This window comes from Xanthomonas sp. WCS2018Noco2-27, assembly GCF_031843525.1.
GTDB lineage: Bacteria > Pseudomonadota > Gammaproteobacteria > Xanthomonadales > Xanthomonadaceae > Xanthomonas.
This window is the reverse complement of record NZ_JAVTIK010000002.1, coordinates 124,857-148,949: the sequence shown is the minus strand read 5'-3', so window position 1 is coordinate 148,949 and position 24,093 is coordinate 124,857. Positions and strand designations below refer to the sequence as shown.

Below are 24,093 nucleotides of genomic sequence, written 5' to 3'. Positions count from 1 at the left end.
CACCTGACATCCCCGAGCCAGGCGCGCCCGGCTGAGCGGCATCGTGTGCATGCCGCGCTCCGACAGCTGCCATGTCCCTCTCAAGATTGGCCAGCCTGCGCACGCGCCCAGATGCACCCGCATCGCTCACTCAGCGTCGTGCGCCTGCGTGCATGCGCGCCGGCACCAAGTACGTGTCACAGAAAATTCATCAAAAACCGGTGCCCGATCGTCGCTGTCGTCCCTCGTAGTCCGGGTACAACGCAGCATTCCCGCCTGTGCGTGGCGCTGCGCATTGCTTCCTCCCCTACTGGATTCCACGATGCGTCGTACGTTGGTTCTTTCGATTGCTCTCGCGTTGCATGCCGGTACTGCCGGTGCCCAGACCACGCCGGTGGCCGTGTCGGTCGATGCGATTCCCGCCCAGCCGTTGGCACGTGCACTCAATGCCTTGTCGCGTCAGACCGGTCTGCAATTCGTGTATGCCGCAGGCGTTGCCGGCAACCCGCAGACCCGTGCCACCACTGCCGGCATCGCGCCGGAGCAGGCCTTGCAGCAATTGCTTGCCGGTACCGGCCTGCGCTATCGCTATCTCAATCCGACCACGGTGACCATCGAAACAGCCCAGGACGCGCCTGGCGCGCAGCCGCAGGTGTCCCCGACGTCGGCGGCAGTGGCGAACGCGCCAGTACCACGCGCAGACGCACCGGTGCAGGAGCTGGACAGCATCCAGGTACTCGGCAGTTATGCCGGCAGCCTCAGCGCCGCGTTGCGGCAGAAGCGCTATGCCGACAGCGTGGTGGATGTGATTGCGGCAGAGGACATCGGCAAGTTGCCGGCACAAAACGTGGCCGAAGCGTTGCAGCGGGTGCCTGGCGTGTCGATCGTGCGTGACCGCGGCGAAGGCGTGTATGTACGCGTGCGTGGCCTGGGCCCGAACTTTCAGGTCACCACGCTCAATGGCCAGACCATGGCGGTCAACGAAAACGTGCGCACCTCCGGCCAGACCGGGCGGCAGTTTCGCTACGACACGCTGCCGGCCGAACTGGTGTCCGGGCTGGATGTGATCAAGAGCCCCACTGCGGATCTGGATGAAGGCGCCATCGGCGGCATCGTCAATGTGCGCACGTTCCGCCCATTGGAACTGGGCAAGACACTGGCCAATGTGTCGCTGGAATCGAGCCAGGCGCAACGCACCCATGCCAACGATCCGCGCGTGTCCGGCCTGTTCAACTGGGTCAATGCCGAAGGCACCTTCGGCATGCTGATCTCTGGCGCGTATGCGCAACGCACGCTGCGCCAGGACCGCGTCAACGAGGTGAGCTGGGACTACTACCGCAGCGGTGTGCCGGGCGTACCCGGTGCCAATTACGTGCCGACCGGTCTGCGCCCGACGCTGGAGCTGGAAGAGCGCGAACGCACCGGCGTTGCGGCGTCGCTGCAATGGAAGCCCAGCGCGCAGTGGGAAACCACGCTGGATCTGCTCTACGCCAAGCAGACCGTGCATTACGACGAATACAGCATGGGTGTCGGCTTCGACAATCTGTCCAGGATGAGCAACCTGCGCGTGGAAAACGGCGGTATCACTGGCTTCGACTACCGCAATGGACAGGTGCAGATCTCGCGCGAAACCTCCGGTATCACCGACGACAACCGCAGTGCGCGCCTGTCCAGCACCTGGAGCGGCGACCAGTGGACGCTGGGCGCGGTGGCGTTCCACTCGCAGGCGCATAGCTACGATTCGGACCCGATCCGACGCACACGCCTGCGCAGCGGCACCAACCTGTCGATGCGCGTGGACATGCCGCAAGCCGATGGCGATAACGTGCCGGATTGGAGCTTCACCAACGGTTTTGATCCGACCAACCCGGCCACCGTGGCAGGACGCCGCCTGGAATGGCGGCAGATCGATGCGCGCGACAAGGAAGACGCACTGCAGTTCGATGCCAAACGTACGCTCGACGGCAGCTTCTTCCGCGACATCAAGGTAGGCGCCAAATATCGCGAGCGCTCACGCACCTATGACCGTGCCGACCTGCTGCTCAACAGCATCGCCGGGGTGCGCTTCCCGGCCACTAACTTCACCGCATTGCCGGTCAACGACATGCTGGCTGACGCCAACGGCAACCTGCCGCGGCAGTGGCTGGCACCGGTCGAATCCGCGTTCTGGGGCAATTGGCCCACCAGCGCCGATCTGCGCAATACGCCCAACAGCGCGGATCTGCAGAATTCCTATGAGGTGCAGGAAAAGATCGCTTCGGCCTACGCGATGACCGATTTCGGTACCGATCTGGCCGGCCGCGAGCTGCGCGGCAACCTCGGTGCGCGCGTGGTGCGCACCGAGCAGGCCACCGATGGTCATGCCGATGTCAACGGCACGGCCCAGCCAGTGCATTTCGAGCGCAGCTATACCAACGTGCTGCCGTCGTTCAATGCGGCCTGGGATGTGCGCGATGACATGGTGTTGCGCACCTCCGCAGCGAAGGTGATCACACGCCCGGACCTCACCGACCTGTCGTCCAAACTCACTTTCAATTCCAGTGGCGAAATCCTCACCGCCAGTGGCGGCAATCCCGCGCTGCAACCGTTCGAAGCATGGCAGTACGACCTGACCTTCGAGTGGTACATCGATGGGACCTCGGCGCTGACCGGCGGGCTGTTCTACAAGGATATTTCCAGCTTCATCCAGACTCAGATGTCCAACCTGGTCTACGAAGGCCAGACCTATCTGCTGTCGTCCAAGACCAACGGCAGCAAGGCGATGGTGCAGGGTGCAGAGGTGGCGTATCAGCAGGTGTTTACCGGCTTGCCGTCGCCGCTGGATGGCCTGGGCATGCAGCTCAACTACACCTGGACCGACAGCAAGGCGACCTATCACGACGGTAGCAGCAGCTTTACCGACAGCCTGGAAGGCGTGGCCAAGAATACCTACAACGCCGTGCTGTTCTACGAGAAGGGCCCGTTGATGGCGCGTGTCAGTTACAGCTGGAGCGACGAGATTCTCAATGCCGTCGGCACCGCCAATGTGGCCACGCTCAACAGCGACAAGTTCGGCAGCCTGGATGCCAACGTGGCTTACAAGGTCAACGACACGCTGTCGGTGTTCGTCAACGCGATCAACCTCACCGGTGAAGTTCAGCGCCAGTTTGTGGGCGATCATCTGTTCGGTGGCTATACCGACTACGGCCGCACCTGGTCGTTGGGGCTACGCGCGCGTTTCTGAGTGTGGCCAAGGCAGGCCGGTGCGCTGGAATTAATGGGCCGAGGACGCTGCGCTCGATCTGGCACGGGTGCAGCGCGACATGCTGCAGCCGCCGTCTGGTGGCGCAGCCGTTCCGATCACCGATCCAGCGTTGCCGGCAACCACTGAGGCCACAACCGGGCGCCTTCCAGCAAGGCGTCCTCTGCACCTGCAACGGCGCCCGCTGTGGCGTTGTTGCCACTGCACGCTGCGCCCTATCGCGTCATGCGTGGCGCGCCACGATCGAGATCGAATGCATGTCATCACTGCCGCGTCTGTGTTTCGGATTTTTTGCTGCTGTCGTTGCTGCGCTGGTTCCACTGGGAACCGTGCACGCCGCCGCAGTGCCGGAGACGCTTGAAAAAGTCGTCATCCTCAAACGCCACGGCGTGCGTGCGGCGATGTCCAGCCCGGAAGCATTGGGCAGGTATTCCGCACGTCCCTGGCCACGCTTCGGCGTGCCGGCCGGTCACCTGACCGAGAACGGCGCACGTCTGGAAGCATTGTTCGGTAGCTACTATCGCGCCCATTACGCACCGCTCGGCCTGTTCGATGGCGATGGCTGCGACAGCGTGTATTACTGGGCAAATCGCACCCAGCGCACCATCGCCTCGGCACAGGCGCTGGCACGTACGCTCACGCCGGGGTGCACGAACACGGTGCACCACGTTGCCGATGGTGCGTCCGATCCGTTGTTCGATGGCGCGCCGGCGGTGCGCCAACCTGCTGCCGCCGACCTGATGCGCGCGGCCATCGCTGGCCGCGTCGGTGGCGATGTCGCGGGCTGGAATGCGGCCCAGCACGATGCGATCGACACCTTGCAACAACTGCTATTGCAGTGCGCGCAACGGCCGTGCCCGGCGCAGGCCGGTGCCGGCAAGCGACGCCTGGATGCAGTGCCCGCACGTATGGGCGATGCACATGACGGCATTGCCGGAGTCGAAGGCCCGGCACCGGCCGCATCGGGTATCAGCGAGAGTCTGTTGATGGGCTGGGCCGACGGCCAGGACTTTGCCGCACTGGGTTGGCAAGGCCTCGACGAAGCCAGCCTGCTGCGCGCATTTGCACCGCATCAAGCCGAGTTCGCGTTGCGCCTGCGTGCGCCGACGGTGGCGCGTATGGCCAGTTCGCCATTGGCGGCGCGGCTACTGGCAACCTTGCAGCAAGGCAGCGATCCCAATCGCAGCGCACACACCAATACCGCGCACGCCACGCCGATTGGTGGGGATGCACGGCTGGTGGTGCTGTCCGGTCACGACGGCACGCTGACCTTGCTGGCCGGCATGTTCGATCTGCATTGGCAGCTGCCGGGGTATCAGCCCGACCAGACCGTGCCCGGTGGTGCGTTGGTGTTCGAGCGTTGGCGGCGTGCCGACGGGCAACGCGTGATCCGCGTGCGCTACACCGCGCAGACCCTGGCGCAACTGCGCGAACGCCGCACGCTCACAGCGCAGGCGCCACCGCCGTCCTCGCCGGTCTTCATTCCCGGCTGCAGCAGTGCCACGCCGGAATACGACTGCCCGCTACCGACCTTGGCGACATTGATCGACGCGGCGATCGACCCGCAGTACCTGAGCGAATGACGCTGCGTGCGCCGGCCAATGGCCGGCGCACGTGGTCGCATCGGCGTCGTGGACGCCGCTTTTCTGGCCGCTGTGCCAGCCGTTTTTCCTTTCTGCAAGAGGTGATCCATGCTCCAGCATTTAGGCACACTCGTCAGTCTCGGAATCGCTCTAAGCCTTGCCTGCGCCAGCACTGCCCAGGCACAAACAACCGTCGGCGTGCTCGACGTGCTGACCTACAACGTCGCCGGTCTGCCCGAAGGGCTGTCCAGCGGAACGCCGGCCACCAACACCGCACTGCTGGCACCAAAACTGGCGTCTTACGGCCTGGTCCATGTGCAGGAAGACTTCAACTACCATGCCGCGTTGTACGCCGGCGATGCGCATCCGTATCGCACCGCCACCAGTGGTGGCGCCGCGTTGGGTGATGGGCTCAATACGCTCAGCAACTATCCCTTCAGCGACTTCACGCGGGTCAAGTGGAAGCAGTGCAACGGCACCGACTGCCTGACCCCGAAAGGTTTCAGTTACATGCGCGTCCGCCTGGCCGATGGCGTGTTGCTGGACGTCTACAACGCGCACCCCAATGCCGGTGTCGAAGCGGGCGATCTGTCCGCACGTCGCGCCAATATCGGTCAGCTCTCGCAGTTCATCCAGACCTGGTCGGCCGGTAACGCGGTGTTGGTGATGATGGATTCCAACACGCGCTACACCCGCAGCGACGACAACATCCGCGAACTGATCGCCTCCAACGGGCTCACCGATGCGTGGGTGGAATTGATCAAGGGCAGCGCACCGGCGTCCGGTGCCACGCCGCTGCTCTGCGGCACGCCGCCCACCAATAGCTGCGAGGTGGTCGACAAGATGTTGTACCGCGATGCACCGCAACTGACCCTGGTGGCCAATCGCTATCAGCTCGATGCTGGCGGCTTCTATGACAGCGCCGGCAAGCCCTTGTCCGATCATTACCCGGTGTATACGCAGTTCGGTTGGGCGGTGGGCGATCAACTGCGCACCAGCGATCAGTTCGGTGGCCCGCACGGCATTCCGTTCAACGACCTGGCCGGCAATCCCGGCGCTCGCCGACTCAGTGGCGTGACCTTGCGCGGCGGTGAGCGCCTGGATGGCGTAGGTGTGATCCTGGACAGCGGCAAACTGCTGGCGCATGGCGGCAGTGGCGGGCAGGCAACGACCTTGTCGCTGGGTGCCAACGAAACGCTGTCTTCGGCCACCTTCAGCGTGGGCAAGTACAACGACAGCACCCGCGTGTTTTCGCTGAGCCTGCGCACCAACACCGGCCGCAGCGTACAGGTGGGCACCCCGAGCAACGAGCGCTATACGCTGACCGCTCCCAGCGGCTGGCACATCGCCGGTTTCACTGGCCGTGCCGGCGACGAGATCGATAAGTTGGGTGTGGTGTATGCGAAGGATTGAGTAGCCAACAGAACGACTGTGCTCACCGCCAGGCGGGCGTGGCCGGTGCTTGGTGCGGCATGTACCACGCGTACACGCCGCTTCCGAGTGCGCTGTCCACGCCCACCTGGCGACTGCTCGCTACGTTTTTTGAGCCGCTCTTCGGCGCGTTGTCAGGCAGACATCACGCAGCTGCAACTTGGCGATGCACGGCCATGGAGGGCCACGATGCGCAAGCTGCCAAGCGATGCCGCAGGCGATGGGTCGCGGCGTCGCTGTTCTTGTGTAGAGAGATACAGTTGTGCATGCAAAACGTCGCAGCTGTAGGGAAGGTCAGTACACCCATCGCATGCGACCCGCATGGCGCCGACAACGCATCAACCGTACTGACCCTGCGGCTCATGTACCTGCGTGTCTGCACGCAAGCGCACACGTGGGCGCAACCAGTGAGCAAATTCGGCTTCGCTCCACGCGCCATCTGCTAATCCCATCATGGCGACATACTTCTCTTCCTGCGACGCCATGAGCTCGGCACCATTGAGCATCAGGAACACGCGATAGCAGACATGGGCAGTGCGCTTGTTGCCATCGACGAAGGGGTGATTGCGCGCCAGCCCGTAGGCCAGGCTTGCGGTCAACTCCACCAGGTCCGGTGGAGGATCGCCGTAGGAAAATAGCTGTTGCGGACGTGCCAATGCCGAATCCAGCAATGCCTCGTCGCGCACGCCAGCAGCGCCGCCGTGTTCGCTCAATTGACGCTCATGGATGGCCGAGGCAAGTCCGCGCGTGATCCACACGACCATGCGCGTGTTCATTTGGCCAGCTTGTTGAGCACCTGACGATCCTCGCGCATCACTTGCTCGGCCACTTCCATTTGCGCGGCCAGGGTGGGGTCGAAGGCGGTCAGCTTGATGCCGTCGGGCGTTTCCAGCGCATACAGCTCGTCGCCTTTGCCCAGGCGCAAACGCGCAAGCAGATCCTTGGGCAGGATGACGCCGGCGGAGTTGCCGATGGCAGTGATCTTGAGTTTCATGGCAGCCCTTTTGCGTTATTACATAAGTTATAACTCTTTGATCGTACGCTCGCAAGCAGCCGTGCTGAGCGGCTCAGCAACCTGCACCAGCCAATCTCGCCTGCTGCGACCGATAAGTGTACAAATGTACACCTTGTCCCGCGCAGTCCTTGTTCTCCATGACGCCCTTGTCCCCCAAACGTGCTGCGGTGCTGGCCTTCCTGCAGCAGCAGGCCCAGGCCGGCGTATCGCCCAGCCTGGCCGAGATCGCGCAGGCGTTCGGCTTTGCCTCGCGCAATGCCGCGCAAAAGCACGTGCAGGCATTGGCCGAGGCCGGGTTGATCGAATTGCTGCCCAACCAGAAGCGCGGCATCCGCGTGCCAGGCGGCGCCGGGCGCGATGCTTTGCTGGCCTTGCCGGTGCTGGGTCGGGTGGCGGCCGGTGTGCCGATCGGGGCGGATATCGGGCTGGAGCGACAGCTGTGGCTGGACCGCACGCTGTTTTCGCTGCGCCCGGATTACCTGCTGCAAGTGCAGGGCGACTCGATGATCGACGACGGCATCCTGGATGGCGACCTGGTCGGCGTGCATCGCAGCAACGACGCGCGCGATGGGCAGATCGTGGTGGCGCGGGTGGATGGCGAAATCACCATCAAACGCCTGGAACGCGGCGCCGAGCGCATCCGGCTGCTGCCGCGCAACCGCACGCATGCGCCGATCGTGGTGGCGGCCGACGCCGACTTCGCGATCGAAGGACTGTACTGCGGCCTGATCCGGCAGGGTTGAGATGAGCGAGCCCGTCCAGCTGCGACACCACGGCAATGCCGCGCTGGCCATGCCGCTGGATGCCTTGCTGGCCGCGCGCACGGTATGGCGTGCAGGCCAGGGCACCGCCACGGCCAATGGCGGCGAATCCACCGGGCATGCTGCACTGGATGCGCTGCTGCCCGATGGCGGCTGGCCGCGGCGGGCGCTCACCGAGTTGCTGTTGCCCGCACATGGCATCGGCGAGATCGCCTTGTTGTTGCCCACGCTGGCGCGGATGACCGGCGCCAGCAGCCGGGTGGTGCTGGTGGCGCCGCCCTTCATCCCGTACGCGCCGGCCTGGCAGGCGGGCGGGGTGGTGCTGGAGCATCTGGAAGTGGTGCAGGCCGAGCCGCGCGACGCCTTGTGGGCATTTGAACAATGCCTGCGCAGCGGCGCCTGCGCGGCGGTGTTGGGCTGGCCGCAGACCGGCGATGCGCGCGCCTTGCGGCGGCTGCAGGTCGCGGCCGACAGCGGCAATTGCTGCGCGTTTGCGTTGCGCGATCGTCGCCACGCGGTCAATGCATCGCCGGCGGCCTTGCGGCTGGAATTTCTGCCCGAGCGCGATGCCTGGCAGGTGCGCAAGTGCCGCGGCGGCCAAGTGCCCTCGCAGCCGTTGCGGCTGGCGCATTGAGGCGCGCGCATGTTGTGGGCCTGCATCTTATTGCCGCAGCTGGCACTGGACGCCGTTCTACGGCGGCTTGAAGAGCCGCAGGCGCCGCTGGTGCTGGTGCAGGGGCCGGCGCAGCTGCGCAGCCTGCATTCGGTCAATGCCGCCGCTGCCGCTGCGGGATTGAAACCAGGCATGCGCCTGTCTGCGGCACACGCCTTGATGGCGCAGGTACGCACGATCGATTACGACGCGCAGAACGAAGCGCGCACGCAACGCTTTCTTGCGGCCTGGGCGTACCGGCACAGTTCGTTGGTGAGCCAGCAATGGTCGCGCGCCATCGTGCTGGAGGCGGGCGCGAGTTTTCGCTTGTTCGGCCCGTGGCCACGTTTCGAGCGCCGCCTGCGCGACGAGTTGCAGGCATTGGGATTTCAGCACCGGCTTGCGCTGGCACCCACGCCACGCGCGGCGCGCGTGCTGGCCGGGTTGCGCGATGGCATGGCGGTGACCCAATTGCCGGACTTGCACAGCACCCTCGACAAGGTGCCGGTGCGCCGTGCCGCCTTGCCCGGCGATGCCGGCGAGCGCCTGCAGCACATGGGCGTGCGCACGCTCGCCCCGGTACGTGCCTTGCCGCGCGACGGCCTGCAGCGGCGTTTCGGTGCCGGCCTGCTCGATCATCTGGACCGGCTCTACGGTAACGCCGATGACACGCTGGAGTACTACGCCCCTCCGGACCACTTCGACCAACGCGTGGAGCTGGGCTACGAGGTGGAAACCCATCCGGCCTTGCTGTTCCCGCTGCGCAGGTTGATCGGCGATCTGTGCACCTATCTGTCCATTCGCGATGGCGGCGTGCAACGTTTTTTGCTGCGTCTGGAACACGAACAGGGCGCCACCGATGTCGAGATCGGCCTGCTGACGCCGGAGCGTGCGCCAACGTTGTTGTTCGAGCTGGCCCGCAACCGGCTGGAGCGGGTGGAAATTCCGCGGCCGGTAGTGGCGATGCGGCTGTTGGCGCGCCAGTTGCCGCCGTTCGTGCCGGCGATGCGCGACTTGTTCGACCAACGTGCGCAGCAGTCGGTGGACTGGCCGCAACTGCGCGAACGGCTGCGTGCGCGCCTGGGCGATGAGGCGGTGTACCGCGTGCTGCCGGCCGATGACCCGCGCCCGGAACGCGCCTGGCGCCGCGCCATCGGTGATGCGGTGCGCGAAACCGCAGCGCCGCCACGTCCGCCGCGGCCCACCTGGTTGCTGCCGCAGCCGGTGCCTCTGCACGATCCGCACCTGCGCATCGTCTCCGGCCCCGAGCGGCTGGAAAGCGGCTGGTGGGACGACGACGAGGCGCGTCGCGATTACTACGTGGTGGAGACCGCACGCGGCCGACGCGGCTGGGTCTTTGCCGCGCCTGGCCATGTCCAAGGCTGGATGCTGCATGGGTGGTTCGCGTGATCCGGCGCATGCCACTGCCAGAGCGCAGCGTGGGGTGCCTGGGGGGGGCATCGCAGCGCTGCCGCAAGCGTCCGATGCAGCATGACGCGAAGGGCTGCTGTAACCCAACGATCTGCCGCGCATTGCAAAGACGCTGCGGTGGCAGCGCTATGGTTGAAGGGATGCGCGCATGAGCTGGGATGACGCTGTCGATGGCGTGGACCGCGACACGCCGGGCGGGCGCATGCCGCGCGCCTGGAATGTCGCAGCACGGCTGCGCGCGGCCAACGACGACATCACCCATGCGCAGCTCGCCGATGGCCTGCCTGCCTATGCCGAGCTGCATTGTCTGTCGGACTTTTCGTTTTTGCGTGGCGCCTCCAGTGCCGAACAGTTGTTCGTGCGCGCGCAACACTGCGGGTACAGCGCACTGGCCATCACCGACGAATGTTCGCTGGCCGGCATCGTGCGTGGCCTGGAAGCGGCGCGCGCCACCGGCGTGCGGCTGATCGTCGGCAGTGAATTCACCCTCGTCGATGGCACCCGCTTTGTGCTGTTGGTGGAGCATGCGCAGGGGTATCCACAGTTGTGCAGCTTGATCACCACCGCACGGCGCGCTGCGGGCAAGGGCGATTATCGTTTGGGGCGTGCGGAGGTGCAGGCGCAGTTCCGCGATGTTGTGCCCGGTGTCTTTGCGCTGTGGTTGCCTGGCGCGCAGCCGCAGGCAGAGCAGGGCGCCTGGTTGCAACAGGTGTTCGGCGCGCACGCGTTTCTGGCAGTGGAACTGCATCGCGAGCAGGACGACGCGGCGCGTCTGCACGCCTTGCAACAGTTGGCGCAGCAACTGGGCATGACCGCCTTGGCCAGCGGCGATGTGCACATGGCGCAGCGCCGCGAGCGCATCGTGCAGGACACCTTGACCGCCATCCGCCACACCACTCCGCTGGCCGAGTGCGGTGCGCATCTGTTCCGCAATGGCGAGCGCCATCTGCGCACGCGGCGCGCCTTGGGCAACATCTATCCGGTTGCGTTGTTGCAAGCCACGGTGGAGTTGGCCGCACGCTGCACCTTCGATATTTCCACCATCAACTACGCTTATCCGCGCGAACTGGTGCCCGAAGGCCATACGCCCGCCAGTTATCTGCGCCAGCTCACCGAAGCCGGCATGTGTGAGCGGTGGCCGGAGGGAGTGTCGGCCAAGGTGCGCGAAGACATCGAAAAAGAACTTGCGCTGATCGCCAAGAAAAACTACGAGGCGTTTTTTCTTACCGTGCAGGATGTAGTGCGGTTTGCACGGTTAAAGCACATTCTTTGCCAGGGGCGTGGTTCCTCGGCCAATTCGGCGGTGTGCTATGCGCTGGGGATCACCGCAGTCAATCCCGACGAAACCCGTCTGCTGATGGCGCGCTTCCTCTCCGAAAAACGCGACGAGCCACCGGACATCGACGTGGACTTCGAGCACGAGCGCCGCGAAGAAGTGCTGCAATACGTCTACAGCAAATACGGCCGCGAGCGCGCCGCGCTTGCCGCCACGGTGATCTGCTACCGCGGCAAGAGCGCGGTGCGCGATGTGGCCAAGGCATTCGGCCTGCCACCGGACCAGATCGCCTTGCTGGCCAATTGCTATGGCTGGGGCAATGGCGACACGCCGATGGAACAACGCATCGAAGAGGCCGGGTTCGATCTGGCCAACCCGCTGATCAACAAGATTCTTGCGGTCACCGAGCACCTGCGCGATCACCCGCGTCATCTGTCGCAGCATGTCGGCGGCTTCGTGATTTCCGATGAGCCTTTATCGATGCTGGTGCCGGTGGAAAACGCCGCTATGGCCGACCGCACCATCATCCAGTGGGACAAGGACGATCTGGAAACCATGAAGCTGCTCAAGGTCGATTGCCTGGCGCTGGGCATGCTGACCTGCATCCGCAAGACGCTGGACCTGGTGCGCGGGCAGCGTGGTCGCGATTACAGCATCGCCACGCTACCGGGCGAGGATGCGCCCACCTACAAGATGATCCAGCGCGCCGATACCGTTGGCGTGTTCCAGATCGAATCGCGCGCGCAGATGGCGATGTTGCCGCGGCTCAAGCCTGCGGTGTTCTACGACCTGGTGATCGAAGTGGCGATCGTGCGGCCCGGGCCGATTCAGGGCGATATGGTGCATCCGTATCTGCGCCGGCGACAGGGCCGCGAAGAGGTCAACTATCCCTCGCCGGAAGTGGAAGACATCCTCAAACCGACCCTCGGCGTGCCGCTGTTCCAGGAGCAGGTGATGGAGCTGCTGATGCATGCGGCCGATTACACCGAAAGCGAAGCCGATAATCTTCGTAGATCGATGGCCGCCTGGCGACGCGGTGGCGACATGGAACAGCATCGCGCGCGGGTGCGCGAGCGCATGCAGGGCAAAGGCTATGCCTCCAGCTTCATCGACCAGATCTTCGAACAGATCAAAGGCTTCGGCTCCTACGGGTTTCCGCAAAGTCATGCCGCCTCGTTCGCCAAACTTGTCTATGCCAGCTGTTGGCTCAAACGCCACGAACCGGCGGCATTTGCCTGCGGGCTGCTCAATGCGCAGCCGATGGGGTTTTATTCGGCCAGCCAGATCGTGCAGGACGCACGCCGCGGCAGCCCCGAGCGCGCGCGCGTGGAGGTCTTGCCGGTGGATGTGCTGCACAGCGACTGGGACAACACCTTGGTGGGCGGCCGCGCGTGGTGCAGCGATGCCGACCCCGGCGAACAACCGGCGATCCGGCTGGGCATGCGCCAGGTCAGTGGCGTGTCGAAAATTGTGGCCACCCGCATCGTGGCCGCACGCACGCAACGCGCCTTCACCGACATCGGCGACCTGTGCCTGCGCGCGACACTCGACGAAAAGGCGCGCCTGGCCTTGGCCGAAGCCGGTGCTTTGCAGAGCCTTGTCGGCAATCGCAATGCCGCGCGCTGGGCGATGGCTGGCGTGGAAGCACGCCGGCCCTTGCTGCCTGGCAGTCCGGAAGAACGCGCGGTGGAGTTCGCAGCGCCACGGATGGGCGAAGAGATTCTGGCCGACTACCGCTCGGTCGGCCTGAGCCTGCGCCTGCATCCGATGGCGCTGCTGCGCCCGCAGATGCAGCAACGGCGCATCCTGGGACTGCGCGACCTGCAGGGCCGTCGCCACGGCAGCGGCGTGCATGTGGCCGGGCTGGTCACCCAGCGGCAGCGCCCGGCCACTGCCAAGGGCACCATCTTCGTCACCCTGGAAGACGAGCACGGCATGATCAACGTCATCGTCTGGTCGCATCTGGCGCTGCGCCGACGCCGTGCATTGCTCGAATCGCGCTTGCTCGCCGTGCGTGGCCGCTGGGAGCGCGTGGACGACGTGGAGCATCTGATTGCCGGCGACGTGTACGACCTCAGCGATCTGCTCGGCGAGATGCAGCTGCCATCGCGCGACTTTCATTAGCGCTGCCGAAGCAAGCCCGCAGCGACAATGCAACGATGCGTCATGTCAATGCGCCTGATGCGGCTGCGCGCAGTACAACCGTGCAGCGCTGCGCGCCCGTCACCCCCACTGATCCACAGCCAAACCGCATCCCGACTGGCATCTGCGCAATCGCCTGCGCATCACTGTCGAGTTCGCTGGCGGCCGTGATCACCGCCCGGTGGCGTGCGGGATGCCGCCTCAAGCGCAAAAATCCACACGCATGCATAAATAAGCCCGGCCTCGGTCACCGACAGCCAACCGGTCTGTGCTACACCATGCAGGTCTGCGCAACCGCGCTGGCTTATCCGTTCACCCACGAGGCGATCATGAAGTTGGAGGCGTTGTTCGACCAGTTGCACACCTTGCCCACCGTGCCCAAGGTGGCGCAGGACCTGATCCGTCAATTCGACGATCCGCAAACCGATATCGATGCACTGGCGCACACCATCGAGCGCGATCCGGTGATCGCTGCCAAGGTGTTGCGCCTGGCCAATTCGGCGCGATTCCACGGCTTGCGCGATTCCACCAGCGTGGAAGACGCCGCGATGCGCCTGGGCTTCAACACGCTGCGCACCCTGGTGCTGGCCTCGGCCATGACCGGTGCCTTCCGCGCCGGCCCGGGCTTCGATCTCAAGGCCTTCTGGCGGCACAGTTTCGAGGTGGCCGGTATCTGCCGCCTGCTGGCGCGCCAGCACGGCCTCGACCCGGAAACCGCCTTCACCTGCGGGATGATGCACAACATCGGCGAACTGCTGATCCAGTCCGGCGCACCGGATTACGCCAGTCGCATCAATCACGACACCTCATCGGCCGGCCATGCTGCCGAAGAAACCCTGCAACTGGGCTTCGGCTACCCGGAAGTGGGCGCCGAGCTGGTGCGTCGCTGGCAATTGCCGGTGGTGATCCAGGAAGCCATCGCCTACCAGGTTCGCCCGGCCGCCGCGCCCGAAGGCGCACGGATGCCGTTGCTGGTGGCCCAGGCGGTGCAGGTTTCCGACGCACTGCACGCGCACGGCGGTGCCACCCCGCAGGCATTGGACGCGCTGCGCGCACCGCTGATGGACGGCGTCGACCTGGAGGGCTTGTTCGCCACCTTGCCGGACGTCATCGAGGCCGATCGCGCATTCGCCGAACTGCTGCACTGAGGCTAGACAGTGCGTGCCGCTGCGTCATTCCTCCAGACGCAGCGGTTCGAACGCGCAGTCCTCTGCACTCCGAACGCATGTGTAGAACTGGACCGTTCCTGCTACCGGCGGCTGATCGAGTTGCCAGTGCGTCGGGTGTCTGGGGGTGACGAACAGGTTGCGTTGCATCTGTGGCGTGCGACTGTCGAAATACGCCAGGTCCACTTCCTTGCCGCCGCGCATGGAGTAAGTGCAGTTGACCAGCACGCCCATGCTGGACGCTGTCTCGGGTGACTCGCCGTAATAGAGCACCGAGGCCAAGTGCCGCGGCTTGCCATTGTTGGCTTGTAGTGTGCTGGACCAAGCCCCGCTTCCTGACGCCACCCCGAGTCGTACGTTGGCGCGATAGCGGCCCGCCTCGTAACGCACCTCTGCTGGGTCAGGGCATTGCGCGCCGTGCTCGGCGGGTGGTGTGGCGAAGGTGGCGGCTGACGATAACGACAGCAGCATGCCGGTCATCAGGGCGGCGGTCAGTGGATGTTGCATGGTCTGCACCTCTGGTTACATGGCGGTCTTAGAGCAGCTAACAAAACGACTGTGCGGCTGCCAGGCGGGCGTGGCGGGTGCTCGGTGCGGCATGGTCCCCTCGTACACGCCGGTTCCTCCGCGCCGTCCACATCCACCTGACGCCTGTTCGCTACGCGTTGTTAGCCGCTCTTGTGTGTGTATGGCGCTTGCCCAAGGGCTTTACTCAGCACAGACAAAAAAGACTGAACACGGGGATGCGTTCCCCGTAGTGCGCGGCGATGTGACAAGGATGCGTGGTCGTCACGATCTTGGTGAGGTTTAAAGCGCATTGATGCTGACGTAAACGCACCGATGTAGCCGCACCGCTGTCAAACCGTCGTACCACCCGCAATGGCAGTCGCACTGTCACGCCGCGCCGCAGCTGGACTCGCATCGGCGCAGGCGCTAGCGTGGTACGGATTTTTTGCCTACAGGGGAATGCCCAATGAGCCAAGACGCGCAACCGCGCCAGCTCACCTTCCGAGCCATCGTGCTGGCCATCGTGCTGGCGGTGGTGCTTTCGGCCGCCAACGCCTACCTCGGCCTGTTTGCCGGTTTGACCATCGCCACGGCCATCCCGGCAGCGGTGGTGTCGATGGGCGTGCTGCGCTTGTTGGGCGGCGGCACCATTCTGGAGAACAACATCGTCCAGACCGGCGCCTCGGCCGGTTCGTCGATCGCCGCCGGGGTGATCTTCACCATCCCCGCGCTGGTGATCATGGGCTACTGGCCGGACTTCAAATACTGGTGGGTGCTGGGCATCGCCGGCATGGGCGGGCTGCTGGGCGTGCTGTTCTCGGTGCCGCTGCGGCGCTCGATGATCGTCGAAGACCCGCTGCCGTTCCCCGAAGGCAAGGCCGCCGCCGAAGTGCTCAAGGCCGGTGAAAACCCCGGCCCGGGCCTGAAGATCCTGGCCGCCTCCGGCGCCATCGGCGCGCTGGTCAAACTCGCTGCCGCCAGCGGCTTGCGGGTGATCCCGGACACCTGGGCGCAGGCCACCTACCTGGGCAGCAGCCGCCTGGTGGGGTATCTGGGCACCAACCTGTCGCCGGCATTGCTGGGCGTGGGCTACATCGTCGGCTTGAACGTCGGCATCGTGGTGTTGTCCGGTTCCATCCTGTCCTGGCACATCGCAATCCCGCTGTATCAGCAGTTCTTCATGGGCTCGGACCCGGCCCTGGCGCAGAGCCTGGTCGGTGCGCCGGCGGCCGATGCGGCCTTCGGCATCTGGGGCGCGAAGATCCGCTACCTGGGCGTCGGTGCGATGCTGATCGGCGGCGTGTGGACCTTGTTCTCGCTGCGCAAATCGCTGTTTTCCGGCGTCAAGAGCGGCTTTGCCGCTGCGCGCAAGAGCGGGGGCGGCGTGGTCGCCGAAACCGAGCGCGATCTGCCGATGAAGTGGATGCTGGTGGCACTGGTGCTGTGCACCTTGCCGCTGCTTGGCCTGTATCAGGCCATCGTGCAGCAGTGGCATGTGTCGATCCCGATGACCATCATCATGATCGTGGCCGGCTTTTTGTTCGTCTCGGTGTCCGGGTATCTGGCCGGCTTGATCGGCTCGTCCAACAACCCGGTGTCGGGCATCACCATCTCCACCATCCTGTTCGCCTCGGCGGTGCTGGTGCTGTTGCTGGGTAAGGACGGGCTGGTGCCGGTGGGCATCGGTGCCGCACCGCTGGGTGCGGTGGCGGCCATCATGATCGGTGCGGTGGTGTGCTGCGCGGCGGCGGTGGGCGGCGACAACCTGCAGGATCTCAAGGCCGGTTATCTGGTCGGCGCCACGCCGTGGAAGCAGCAGCTGATGCTCGGCATCGGTGCGTTCTCGTGTGCGTTGATCATGGCGCCGGTGCTGAACTTGCTGGCGCAGGCGTATGGCATCGGCCCGGCCACCCCGCAGCACCCCAACTCGCTGGGCGCGCCGCAGGCCACCTTGATGGCCTCGGTCGCCAAGGGCCTGTTCGGCGGCCAGTTGCCGTGGACCATGATCGCCATCGGAGCGGTGGTGGGCGCGGCGATCATCGCATTGGACGAATGGTTGAAGGCCACCGGCAAGCGCTTCCGCGTGCCGGTGCTGGCCGCAGCGATCGGTATCTACCTGCCGCTGGAGCTGATGGTGCCGATCTTCATCGGTGGCATGATCGCGCATCTGGTCGAACGCTTCCACAACATCCGCGCCGACGACGAAGATGGCCGCGACCGGGTGCATCGTCCGGGCGTGCTGTTTGCCGCCGGCCTGATCACCGGCGAAGCGCTGATGGGCATCGCCATCGCGGTGCCGATCGTGCTGTCCAGCCGCGCCGATGTGCTGGCACTGCCAGCTGCCTTGCAGCTCAATCAGTGGGTTGGCCTGGCCATCCTCGCCGTGGTCGGCTGGCTGCTGTATCGCGTCGGCAAGCGCGGCGAACAGGCGGCCTGAGCCTGACGACAGACACGGCGCATGCGATGCATGCGCCGTTCTGGCAGGCGCGCAAGGCGACCTGCCCGCAGCGCATGCCGCTGCCATCTGCACCATCCCCACGCATCGCCGCCGCAGACCCCGTCGACCGTCCGTGACGGCACTTCCTTGTCTGCAGCCCGTCTTTGCGCCGGCTTTATGCCAGGTCCAGCGCTCATGCATAGCGCCTTTATGCCGCCGCTCCGTATCGTGCCGTCTCCCGCACGGATGATGCGTTACGGCTGCCGCATGCCTCGATCGACCCCGCTGATCTCCACGCCCTAGGCCATCGCGCCGCCGCTGCTGCCAACAAAAACGTTAGCCCAATCACACTGCGCCGCTTCCAAGGTGCGGTTGCGGTCGCTTTTTGTCTGGCGAGCTCGACAGTTCGATAGGATCGAGCAGACGCCGATTTTCCAGCGTCATGCAGTCGATCCACCTCTCCACGCGCATTCCCCCTCCCTCACTGCTGGCCTGTCGTGTCATCGGTCCAGCGCTCTGCCATGGAGTTCCTGCAATGCTGACTGTTATTCCCCGTTTCCCGTCCCGTGTACGGCGCATCCCCCTGCTGACCATCGCCATGGCCGGCGTGCTGTGCGGCCTGGCGACGCAAGCGCAGGCACAAGACGCCACCGAAGCGGCGCTGTGCACCGATCGGCCGACCAAGGCCAATTCCACCTGTACCGTGCCGACCGGTGCCTGGCAGCTGGAAAGCGACATCGGTAGCTACACCCGCGACAGCCAGCCCGGCACACGCATCGAAACCTCGGTGTTCACCAATCCCACGCTCAAGTACGGCGTCAGCGACCGGATCGATCTGCAGCTCAACTGGGCGCCGCAACTGCAGGTCAAAACCACCGATCGTGCCACTGGCGCACGCAGCAGCCTGAGCGGCGGTGGCGACATCTATCTACGCATGAAGGCGCGGTTCTACGAAAGCGACACCGCCACCGTCGCGGTGCTGCCGTTCGTCAAGGCGCCGACCGCGCGCACCGGTCTGGGCAACGACGAGTGGGAAGGGGGCGTCGCGTTGCCGATCAATTTCGTATTGCCCAATAGTTTCTCGCTGACCTTCGGCCCGGAGGTGGATTGGCTGGCCGACAGCGATGGCAGCGGCAAGCATGTCGCCATCGTCAATGCGATCAACCTGGCACGTCCGCTGACGCCGAAGTTGTCGATGGCAGTGGAAGTGTGGTCTTCGATCAATCGCGACCCGGCCGAGACCATCGAACAGTATTCGGCCGATATCGCGGCTGCGTATCTGATCAATCCGCTATTGCAACTGGACGTGGGCGCCAACTTCGGGCTCAACGACCGTACCCCGGACGCGCAGGTGTATGTGGGCATGGCGCACCGCTTCTAAGTCGTGTGGTGAGCCAGGGTAGGGTGAGTTGCCGTAGCTGCCCTACATGCACACCCCCGCTTTGTAGAGAATGGTCAAGGTTGCGAGGCGCCAGGTCGACTGGTGCCTCGCAACGTCCATCCGCCGCACGCCAAGCGTTGCGGATACGTGAGCAACGCTGAGCTGCTGACGTCGCATGGGAAGCTCGCCTCGGCGTAGCGACGACCAGTGGGCACACTGTTGCAATCATCTGTCCAACGTAGCGTGCATTCCTCAAGCGGACCTGGGCGGTGTGATCAGCCTTGTTGGCCGCATGAGCCATGCCACCACACGCGCGGGCCGTCCGCGTTCGACAGCACGTACCTCAGGTTCTGGTCGCCGTATTGCGACGCGCAATTCCATCCACAAGGCGACGCCCATGCAACTGCGCAGGCAGGCGCAAGCGCAAGCCTTTGCGCGTGCGCCGCAGCAACGCCTACCATCGACGTTTTGCCGTTGCAGGAACTCTCGATGAAGCTGCGTCACGCCGTGCTGCCCCTGTGTCTATTGGCCGCCTTGCCAACCCTTGCCGCCGCGCGCGGTTTCGATGTGCGCGACATGGTCGCGCTGGATCGAGTGTCCTCGCCCACGCTCAGCCCCGATGGTGGCGTGGTGGTGTTCGCCAAGCGCCAGGCCAAGACCGCCAACGGCAAGCCGGCCACCGGTCTGTGGATGCGCAACCTGCGTACCCGCGATTTGTCGCCGCCCAAGCGGCTCACCCCGGAAGGCTGGAACGTCAACAGCCCGGCGCTGTCGCCCGATGGCAAGACGGTGTACTTCCTCAGCAGCAAATCCGGCATCCAGCAGCTGTACGCGCAGCCGCTGGCCGGCGGCACTCCGCAGCAGCTCACCGCGTTTGCGGTGGACCTGGACAGCTACAAACTCTCGCCAGACGGCAAGCGCATCGCCTTCAGTGCGGGCGTGTTTCAGGACTGCGGTTCTGACCTGGACTGCACCAAGAAAAAGCTCGCCAGCGTGAAGAATGCCAAGGCCAGCGGCGTGGTGTACGACCAGCTGTTCGTGCGCCATTGGGACACCTGGAACGATGGCCGTCGCAACACCTTGTTCGTCTCCGAGCTGCCCGCAACCGGCGCCAAACCAGTAGTCGGCGCCTCGGCGATCAGTGCCACGCTGGCCGGCGATGCGCCGTCCAAGCCGTTCGGTGGCAACGACGATTACACCTGGTCGCCAGACGGTGCCAGCGTGGTCGCCAGCGTGCGTATCCCGCAACCGCATGGCCCAGAGGCCGGTAAGAACGCCAAGGCCGCCACCAAGCCGACCGGCAACGACGAGCCGTGGCAGACCAACTTCGACCTGTATCGCCTGGATGCGGCCGGCAAATCCGCGCCGGTCAATCTGACCGCCGCCAACCCCGCCTGGGATGCCGGCCCGGTATTCAGTGCCGATGGCAAAACCCTGTACTACCGCGCGATGAAACGCCCCGGCTTTGAGGCCGACCGCTTCGGCCTGATGGCGATGGACGTGGCCAGCGGCAAGACGCGCGAGATCGCGCCGAAGTGGGATCGCTCGGCCGGCGAAATCGTGCTGGGCGATAACGGCAGCAGCATCTACACCAGTGCCGACGACCTAGGCGAACACCCGCTGTTCAAGATCGACATCGCCAGTGGCGACGCGACCAAGCTGGTGGGCGAGGGCAGCGTGCATGCACCGACGCTGGCTGGCAGCACGCTGGCATTTACCCGCAACTCGCTCAAGAGCGGCGATCAGATCTTCGTCAGCGATGTGCAGGGCCAGAACTTGCGTGCCATCACCCAGACCGCTGGCGAGCAATTGCCCGACGTGCAGTTTGGCGATTACGAGCAGTTCCAGTTCAAGGGCTGGAACAACGACACCGTGCACGGCTATGTGGTCAAGCCGTACAACTATCAGGAAGGCAAGACCTACCCGGTGGCGTTCCTGATCCACGGCGGCCCGCAGGGCAGCTTCGGCAATGGCTGGAGCAACCGCTGGAACCCACAGACCTACGCCGGCCAGGGCTATGCGGTGGTGATGATCGACTTCCACGGCTCCACCGGTTACGGCCAGGAATTTACCGATGCGATCAGCCAGCATTGGGGCGACCGACCGCTGGAGGACCTGCAAAAAGGTTGGACTGCCGCGCAGAAGCAGTACGGCTTCCTCAACGGCGACAAGGCCTGTGCGCTAGGTGCCAGCTATGGCGGCTACATGGTCTATTGGATGGCTGGCAACTGGCATCAGCCGTGGAAATGCCTGGTCGATCACGACGGCGTATTCGACAACCGCACCATGGGCTACGCCACCGAAGAGTTGTGGTTTTCCGAGTGGGAAAACGGCGGCACGCCATGGCAGAACCCGGCTGGCTACGAGAAGTTCAATCCGGTGCTGCACGTGGACAAGTGGAAGGTGCCGATGCTGGTGATCCATGGCCAGCAGGACTTCCGCATCCCGGTCGAACAAGGCCTGGCTGCCTTCACCGCACTGCAGCGCAAGGGTATCGATTCCAAGTTCCTGTACTTCCCGGACGAGAACCACTGGGTGCTCAAGCCGGACAACAGCATCCTGTGGCACGACACCGTCAACGGCTGGTTGAAGCAGCATATCGGGCAGTAATGCATTAGAAAAAACGGCACGCCGCCTTGCAGCGGCGTGCCGTTTTTTTTTTGTGTGGCGTTCTTCGGTCAGCAGCAGGCAAGTGCTGAGGGCGATCGAAGATTCGGCAACTGCACATCGCGCGGAGACGCATGGTGTTGCGCAAGACAGCTGGAAATACGCGTTGTTGTCGCGCTCGCTCAAGTAACCGGGGTGTGCGGTCGATAACCACGTAGTCGAGTGCGCTTGCGGTGTGCCGTTGGATAACCGGCGATGAAATGGCGGCTGATCGGGCGCCGGCATCATCGCCCGGGCGTCATGTCGACGTGTCAAAATAGCGCTTCTTTAACTTTCCCAATCCCTGCCAGGATCGCAAGGATCTTTCGCATGCGCACGTTCGTCCGCCCGGCCTTGCTTGGGCTTGCCCTCATTTTCAGCCCTGCCTGGAGCGCAGCACCGCGGCCCACGGCGGCTGTGCCTGCACGTGCGCCGGTAGCCACTGCGCCTGTGCCTGCCAGCGCGACAGACGCCGCCAATAGCGAGCTGCTGGTGCCGTTGCCGGCGACCCTCAAGCCGGGCATGAGCTATCGCGCGTTTTCGCAGGCGATTGCCGAGCAGGGCTGGCAGCCGGTCGACCCGCTGGCAGCGGACAGCTGCATGGCCGCAGGCGATTGCGAAATCGAATTCGTGGCGCCCACAGCCGGTGCGCGTCTGCGCGTACAGGTGGGGTCGCAATCGGGTGCGGCAGTGGTGCAGACCTGGGCAGCGCGGCGCACGCCGGCCGATCGCATGGGCGCCACCAGTGCTTCCATCGACGCTCCCAAGGACGGCCGGGCTGCAGTCACCGCTACCGTGGCCGAACAGCCGCGCTGAGCGCCTGCAAACCGAGCGACAGGCGCGGCGTATCATGACGTTGCGCAGCGGTGGTGTGTGCAGACGCTGATGCGTCACTGCACCGCTGCGCCTCTCCTGGCCCCGAGTCCCTCGCACTGCATGAATCCTCTCGCATGAAGAGCATCGATCCTGCCGATCTGGAAGCGTTGTTCGATGCTGTGCCGGACGTGCTGTTTTTCGTCAAGGACCGCGAGGGTCGCTACACCCACGTCAACCAGACCATGCTGCGGCGCCTGGGCCTGAAGTCGCGCAAGGAACTGATCGGCAAGCGTGTCGCCGAGGTCTACCCGAGCGGTCTTGGCGCCAACTACGCCAATCAGGACGAACAGGTGCTGGCGGGTGAGGTGATCGACAACCTGCTGGAACTGCATCTGTTCGCCAACCGCGAGCCGGGCTGGTGCCTCACCTGCAAACGTCCGCTGCTGGTCGACGGCAAGGTACAAGGCATCATCGGTATCTCGCGCGATCTCGGCCCGCAGGACGGGCACGAATCGCAGTACGAAAAACTCAGGCTTGCGCTGGCGTACCTCAATGCCAATTACGCGCAAAACGTGCGCATGCAGGCATTGGTGGAGATCACCGGGTTTTCGATGTCCAAGCTGCAACGCTCATTTCGCAAGGTGTTCCAGCTCACCCCGCAGCAGGTGCTGGCCAAGTTGCGTCTGCAGATGGCCATGCATTTGCTGCACGGAAAAAAGAGCCTGACCGAAATCGGCCATGCCTGCGGCTTCAGCGATCAGAGCGCGTTTGCGCGACAGTTCAAGCAAGCGGTGGGTATGACGCCGCGCGAGTACCGCGCGCTGGCGAGCACGACGCCGTTTCCTGCCGAACCGTCTTAGAGCAGCTAGCAACACTACTGTGCAGCCGCCAGGCGGGCGCGGCCGGTGCTCGGTGCGGCATGTACCACTCGTACACTCCGGTTCTGAGCGCGCCGTCCACACCCACCTGACGACTGCTGGCTACGTTTTGTTAGCCACTCTTAGCGCATCTGACAAAACGACTGCTCAACAGCGGACTTGCTCGAGCACGCGCTTGTCTTGCCGCTTAGGGGGAGCTGCGTGAGTCCATCGAGCTCGAATTCCGGCGTCGTTTAGTGGAGTCGGGTAACAGCCGTGTAAGTCGAGCGCACGGTGCCCTCACCGCTTGCGGGACACGCCATGAATCCGTCCGTGGACGCTCCTTGGCCGCATCCATGCCGCCAAGGGTCCCGCAACCGGCGAGGGCACCGCGCCAGGAAGTTTGCAGGTTGCTTTGTTGAAAGCCCGCCTGCTGGTCGGCTTGCGATGGGAGACGTTTGTCGGGCGCTCCATTATCCGAACAGCACGCGTCATGATCTTCTCTTGACCATGCACACCGACCATCTCGACGGGTCCTTGCCCGCTCACCGTCGCGGGACCTTATGCGGCATGGATGCCGCATAAGAGCCTCCAGGGACGGATTCACGGCGTGTCCCGCGATGGTGGGCGGGCAAGGGCCTTGCAGCCAGGCCGCAGATCAGCCGCTTTGCGCCTGATCTATCCGCAGTGTCTAGGACCCAGGGCAACACGCCCGACGCAATCGAGACTTCAAACCATGCAGCGCTTAGGCGCGATCAGCTACCTAAGCCAA

16 protein-coding genes and 3 other RNA genes are annotated in these 24,093 nt (G+C 64.6%); 16 read left to right on the top strand and 3 right to left on the bottom strand.

Features of this window, described 5'->3' with window-relative positions:
- The first annotated feature begins 301 nt into the window (after window positions 1-301).
- The 4 genes from RQH86_RS05680 to RQH86_RS05665 all read left to right on the top strand — a co-directional run bounded on the left by RQH86_RS05680 (window position 302) and on the right by RQH86_RS05665 (window position 6,352).
- Window positions 302-3,202 (top strand): TonB-dependent receptor, encoded by a 2,901-nt coding sequence (locus tag RQH86_RS05680; protein ID WP_311240571.1) that lies wholly within the window; start codon window positions 302-304, stop codon window positions 3,200-3,202.
- 275 nt (window positions 3,203-3,477) lie between these two features.
- Window positions 3,478-4,803, top strand: coding sequence for a histidine-type phosphatase (locus RQH86_RS05675; RefSeq protein WP_311260577.1), 1,326 nt, complete (start codon window positions 3,478-3,480; stop codon window positions 4,801-4,803).
- 108 nt (window positions 4,804-4,911) lie between these two features.
- Window positions 4,912-6,216, top strand: coding sequence for a jacalin-like lectin (locus RQH86_RS05670; RefSeq protein ID WP_311239927.1), 1,305 nt, complete (start codon window positions 4,912-4,914; stop codon window positions 6,214-6,216).
- Window positions 6,217-6,275: 59 nt separating this feature from the next.
- Window positions 6,276-6,352: non-coding RNA, sX9 sRNA (locus tag RQH86_RS05665), on the top strand.
- 220 nt (window positions 6,353-6,572) lie between these two features.
- Here RQH86_RS05665 and RQH86_RS05660 read toward each other — a convergent pair.
- Together RQH86_RS05660 and RQH86_RS05655 are read right to left on the bottom strand one after the other, a co-directional pair.
- Window positions 6,573-6,998, bottom strand: coding sequence for a type II toxin-antitoxin system death-on-curing family toxin (locus tag RQH86_RS05660; RefSeq protein ID WP_055846280.1), 426 nt, complete (start codon window positions 6,996-6,998; stop codon window positions 6,573-6,575).
- A gap of 8 nt (window positions 6,999-7,006) precedes the next feature.
- Window positions 7,007-7,228, bottom strand: a complete 222-nt coding sequence (locus tag RQH86_RS05655) for an AbrB/MazE/SpoVT family DNA-binding domain-containing protein (protein WP_055845667.1) — start codon at window positions 7,226-7,228, stop codon at window positions 7,007-7,009.
- 158 nt (window positions 7,229-7,386) lie between these two features.
- Here RQH86_RS05655 and lexA point away from each other — a divergent pair, with 158 nt between their 5' ends.
- The 5 genes from lexA (at window position 7,387) to RQH86_RS05630 (ending at window position 14,659) form a co-directional block, all read left to right on the top strand.
- Window positions 7,387-7,992, top strand: coding sequence for a transcriptional repressor LexA (gene lexA / locus RQH86_RS05650; protein WP_311239928.1), 606 nt, complete (start codon window positions 7,387-7,389; stop codon window positions 7,990-7,992).
- Between the two features lies 1 nt (window position 7,993).
- Entirely contained in the window at window positions 7,994-8,644 is a 651-nt protein-coding gene (imuA, locus tag RQH86_RS05645; protein WP_311239929.1) for a translesion DNA synthesis-associated protein ImuA, read from the top strand.
- Window positions 8,645-8,653: 9 nt separating this feature from the next.
- Window positions 8,654-10,072 (top strand): DNA polymerase Y family protein, encoded by a 1,419-nt coding sequence (locus RQH86_RS05640; RefSeq protein WP_311239930.1) that lies wholly within the window; start codon window positions 8,654-8,656, stop codon window positions 10,070-10,072.
- 169 nt (window positions 10,073-10,241) lie between these two features.
- The gene (locus RQH86_RS05635) at window positions 10,242-13,493 is read left to right on the top strand and encodes an error-prone DNA polymerase (protein ID WP_311239931.1); all 3,252 of its coding nucleotides are present in this window, start codon (window positions 10,242-10,244) and stop codon (window positions 13,491-13,493) included.
- Between the two features lie 347 nt (window positions 13,494-13,840).
- On the top strand, window positions 13,841-14,659 hold the full coding sequence (locus RQH86_RS05630; RefSeq protein ID WP_055846276.1) for an HDOD domain-containing protein: 819 nt from the start codon (window positions 13,841-13,843) through the stop codon (window positions 14,657-14,659).
- A 24-nt stretch (window positions 14,660-14,683) separates the two neighbouring features.
- Here the strand turns inward: RQH86_RS05630 and RQH86_RS05625 are convergent, their stop codons facing one another.
- Entirely contained in the window at window positions 14,684-15,184 is a 501-nt protein-coding gene (locus RQH86_RS05625) for a DUF3757 domain-containing protein (protein ID WP_311239932.1), read from the bottom strand.
- Window positions 15,185-15,275: 91 nt separating this feature from the next.
- Here RQH86_RS05625 and RQH86_RS05620 point away from each other — a divergent pair.
- The 7 genes from RQH86_RS05620 to RQH86_RS05590 all read left to right on the top strand — a co-directional run bounded on the left by RQH86_RS05620 (window position 15,276) and on the right by RQH86_RS05590 (window position 23,460).
- Window positions 15,276-15,351, top strand: a non-coding RNA gene (locus tag RQH86_RS05620) — sX9 sRNA.
- Window positions 15,352-15,650: 299 nt separating this feature from the next.
- On the top strand, window positions 15,651-17,621 hold the full coding sequence (locus RQH86_RS05615) for an oligopeptide transporter, OPT family (RefSeq protein WP_311239933.1): 1,971 nt from the start codon (window positions 15,651-15,653) through the stop codon (window positions 17,619-17,621).
- A gap of 598 nt (window positions 17,622-18,219) precedes the next feature.
- Window positions 18,220-19,002, top strand: a complete 783-nt coding sequence (locus RQH86_RS05610; RefSeq protein ID WP_311239946.1) for a transporter — start codon at window positions 18,220-18,222, stop codon at window positions 19,000-19,002.
- A gap of 489 nt (window positions 19,003-19,491) precedes the next feature.
- Window positions 19,492-21,612, top strand: a complete 2,121-nt coding sequence (locus tag RQH86_RS05605) for a S9 family peptidase (protein ID WP_115512292.1) — start codon at window positions 19,492-19,494, stop codon at window positions 21,610-21,612.
- 366 nt (window positions 21,613-21,978) lie between these two features.
- On the top strand, window positions 21,979-22,464 hold the full coding sequence (locus RQH86_RS05600; RefSeq protein WP_115512291.1) for a hypothetical protein: 486 nt from the start codon (window positions 21,979-21,981) through the stop codon (window positions 22,462-22,464).
- Between the two features lie 134 nt (window positions 22,465-22,598).
- Window positions 22,599-23,324: an AraC family transcriptional regulator gene (locus RQH86_RS05595; RefSeq protein ID WP_311239934.1), complete on the top strand. Its 726-nt coding sequence runs from the start codon at window positions 22,599-22,601 to the stop codon at window positions 23,322-23,324.
- 59 nt (window positions 23,325-23,383) lie between these two features.
- A non-coding RNA gene (locus tag RQH86_RS05590) (sX9 sRNA) lies at window positions 23,384-23,460 on the top strand.
- The last annotated feature ends 633 nt before the right edge of the window (window positions 23,461-24,093 follow it).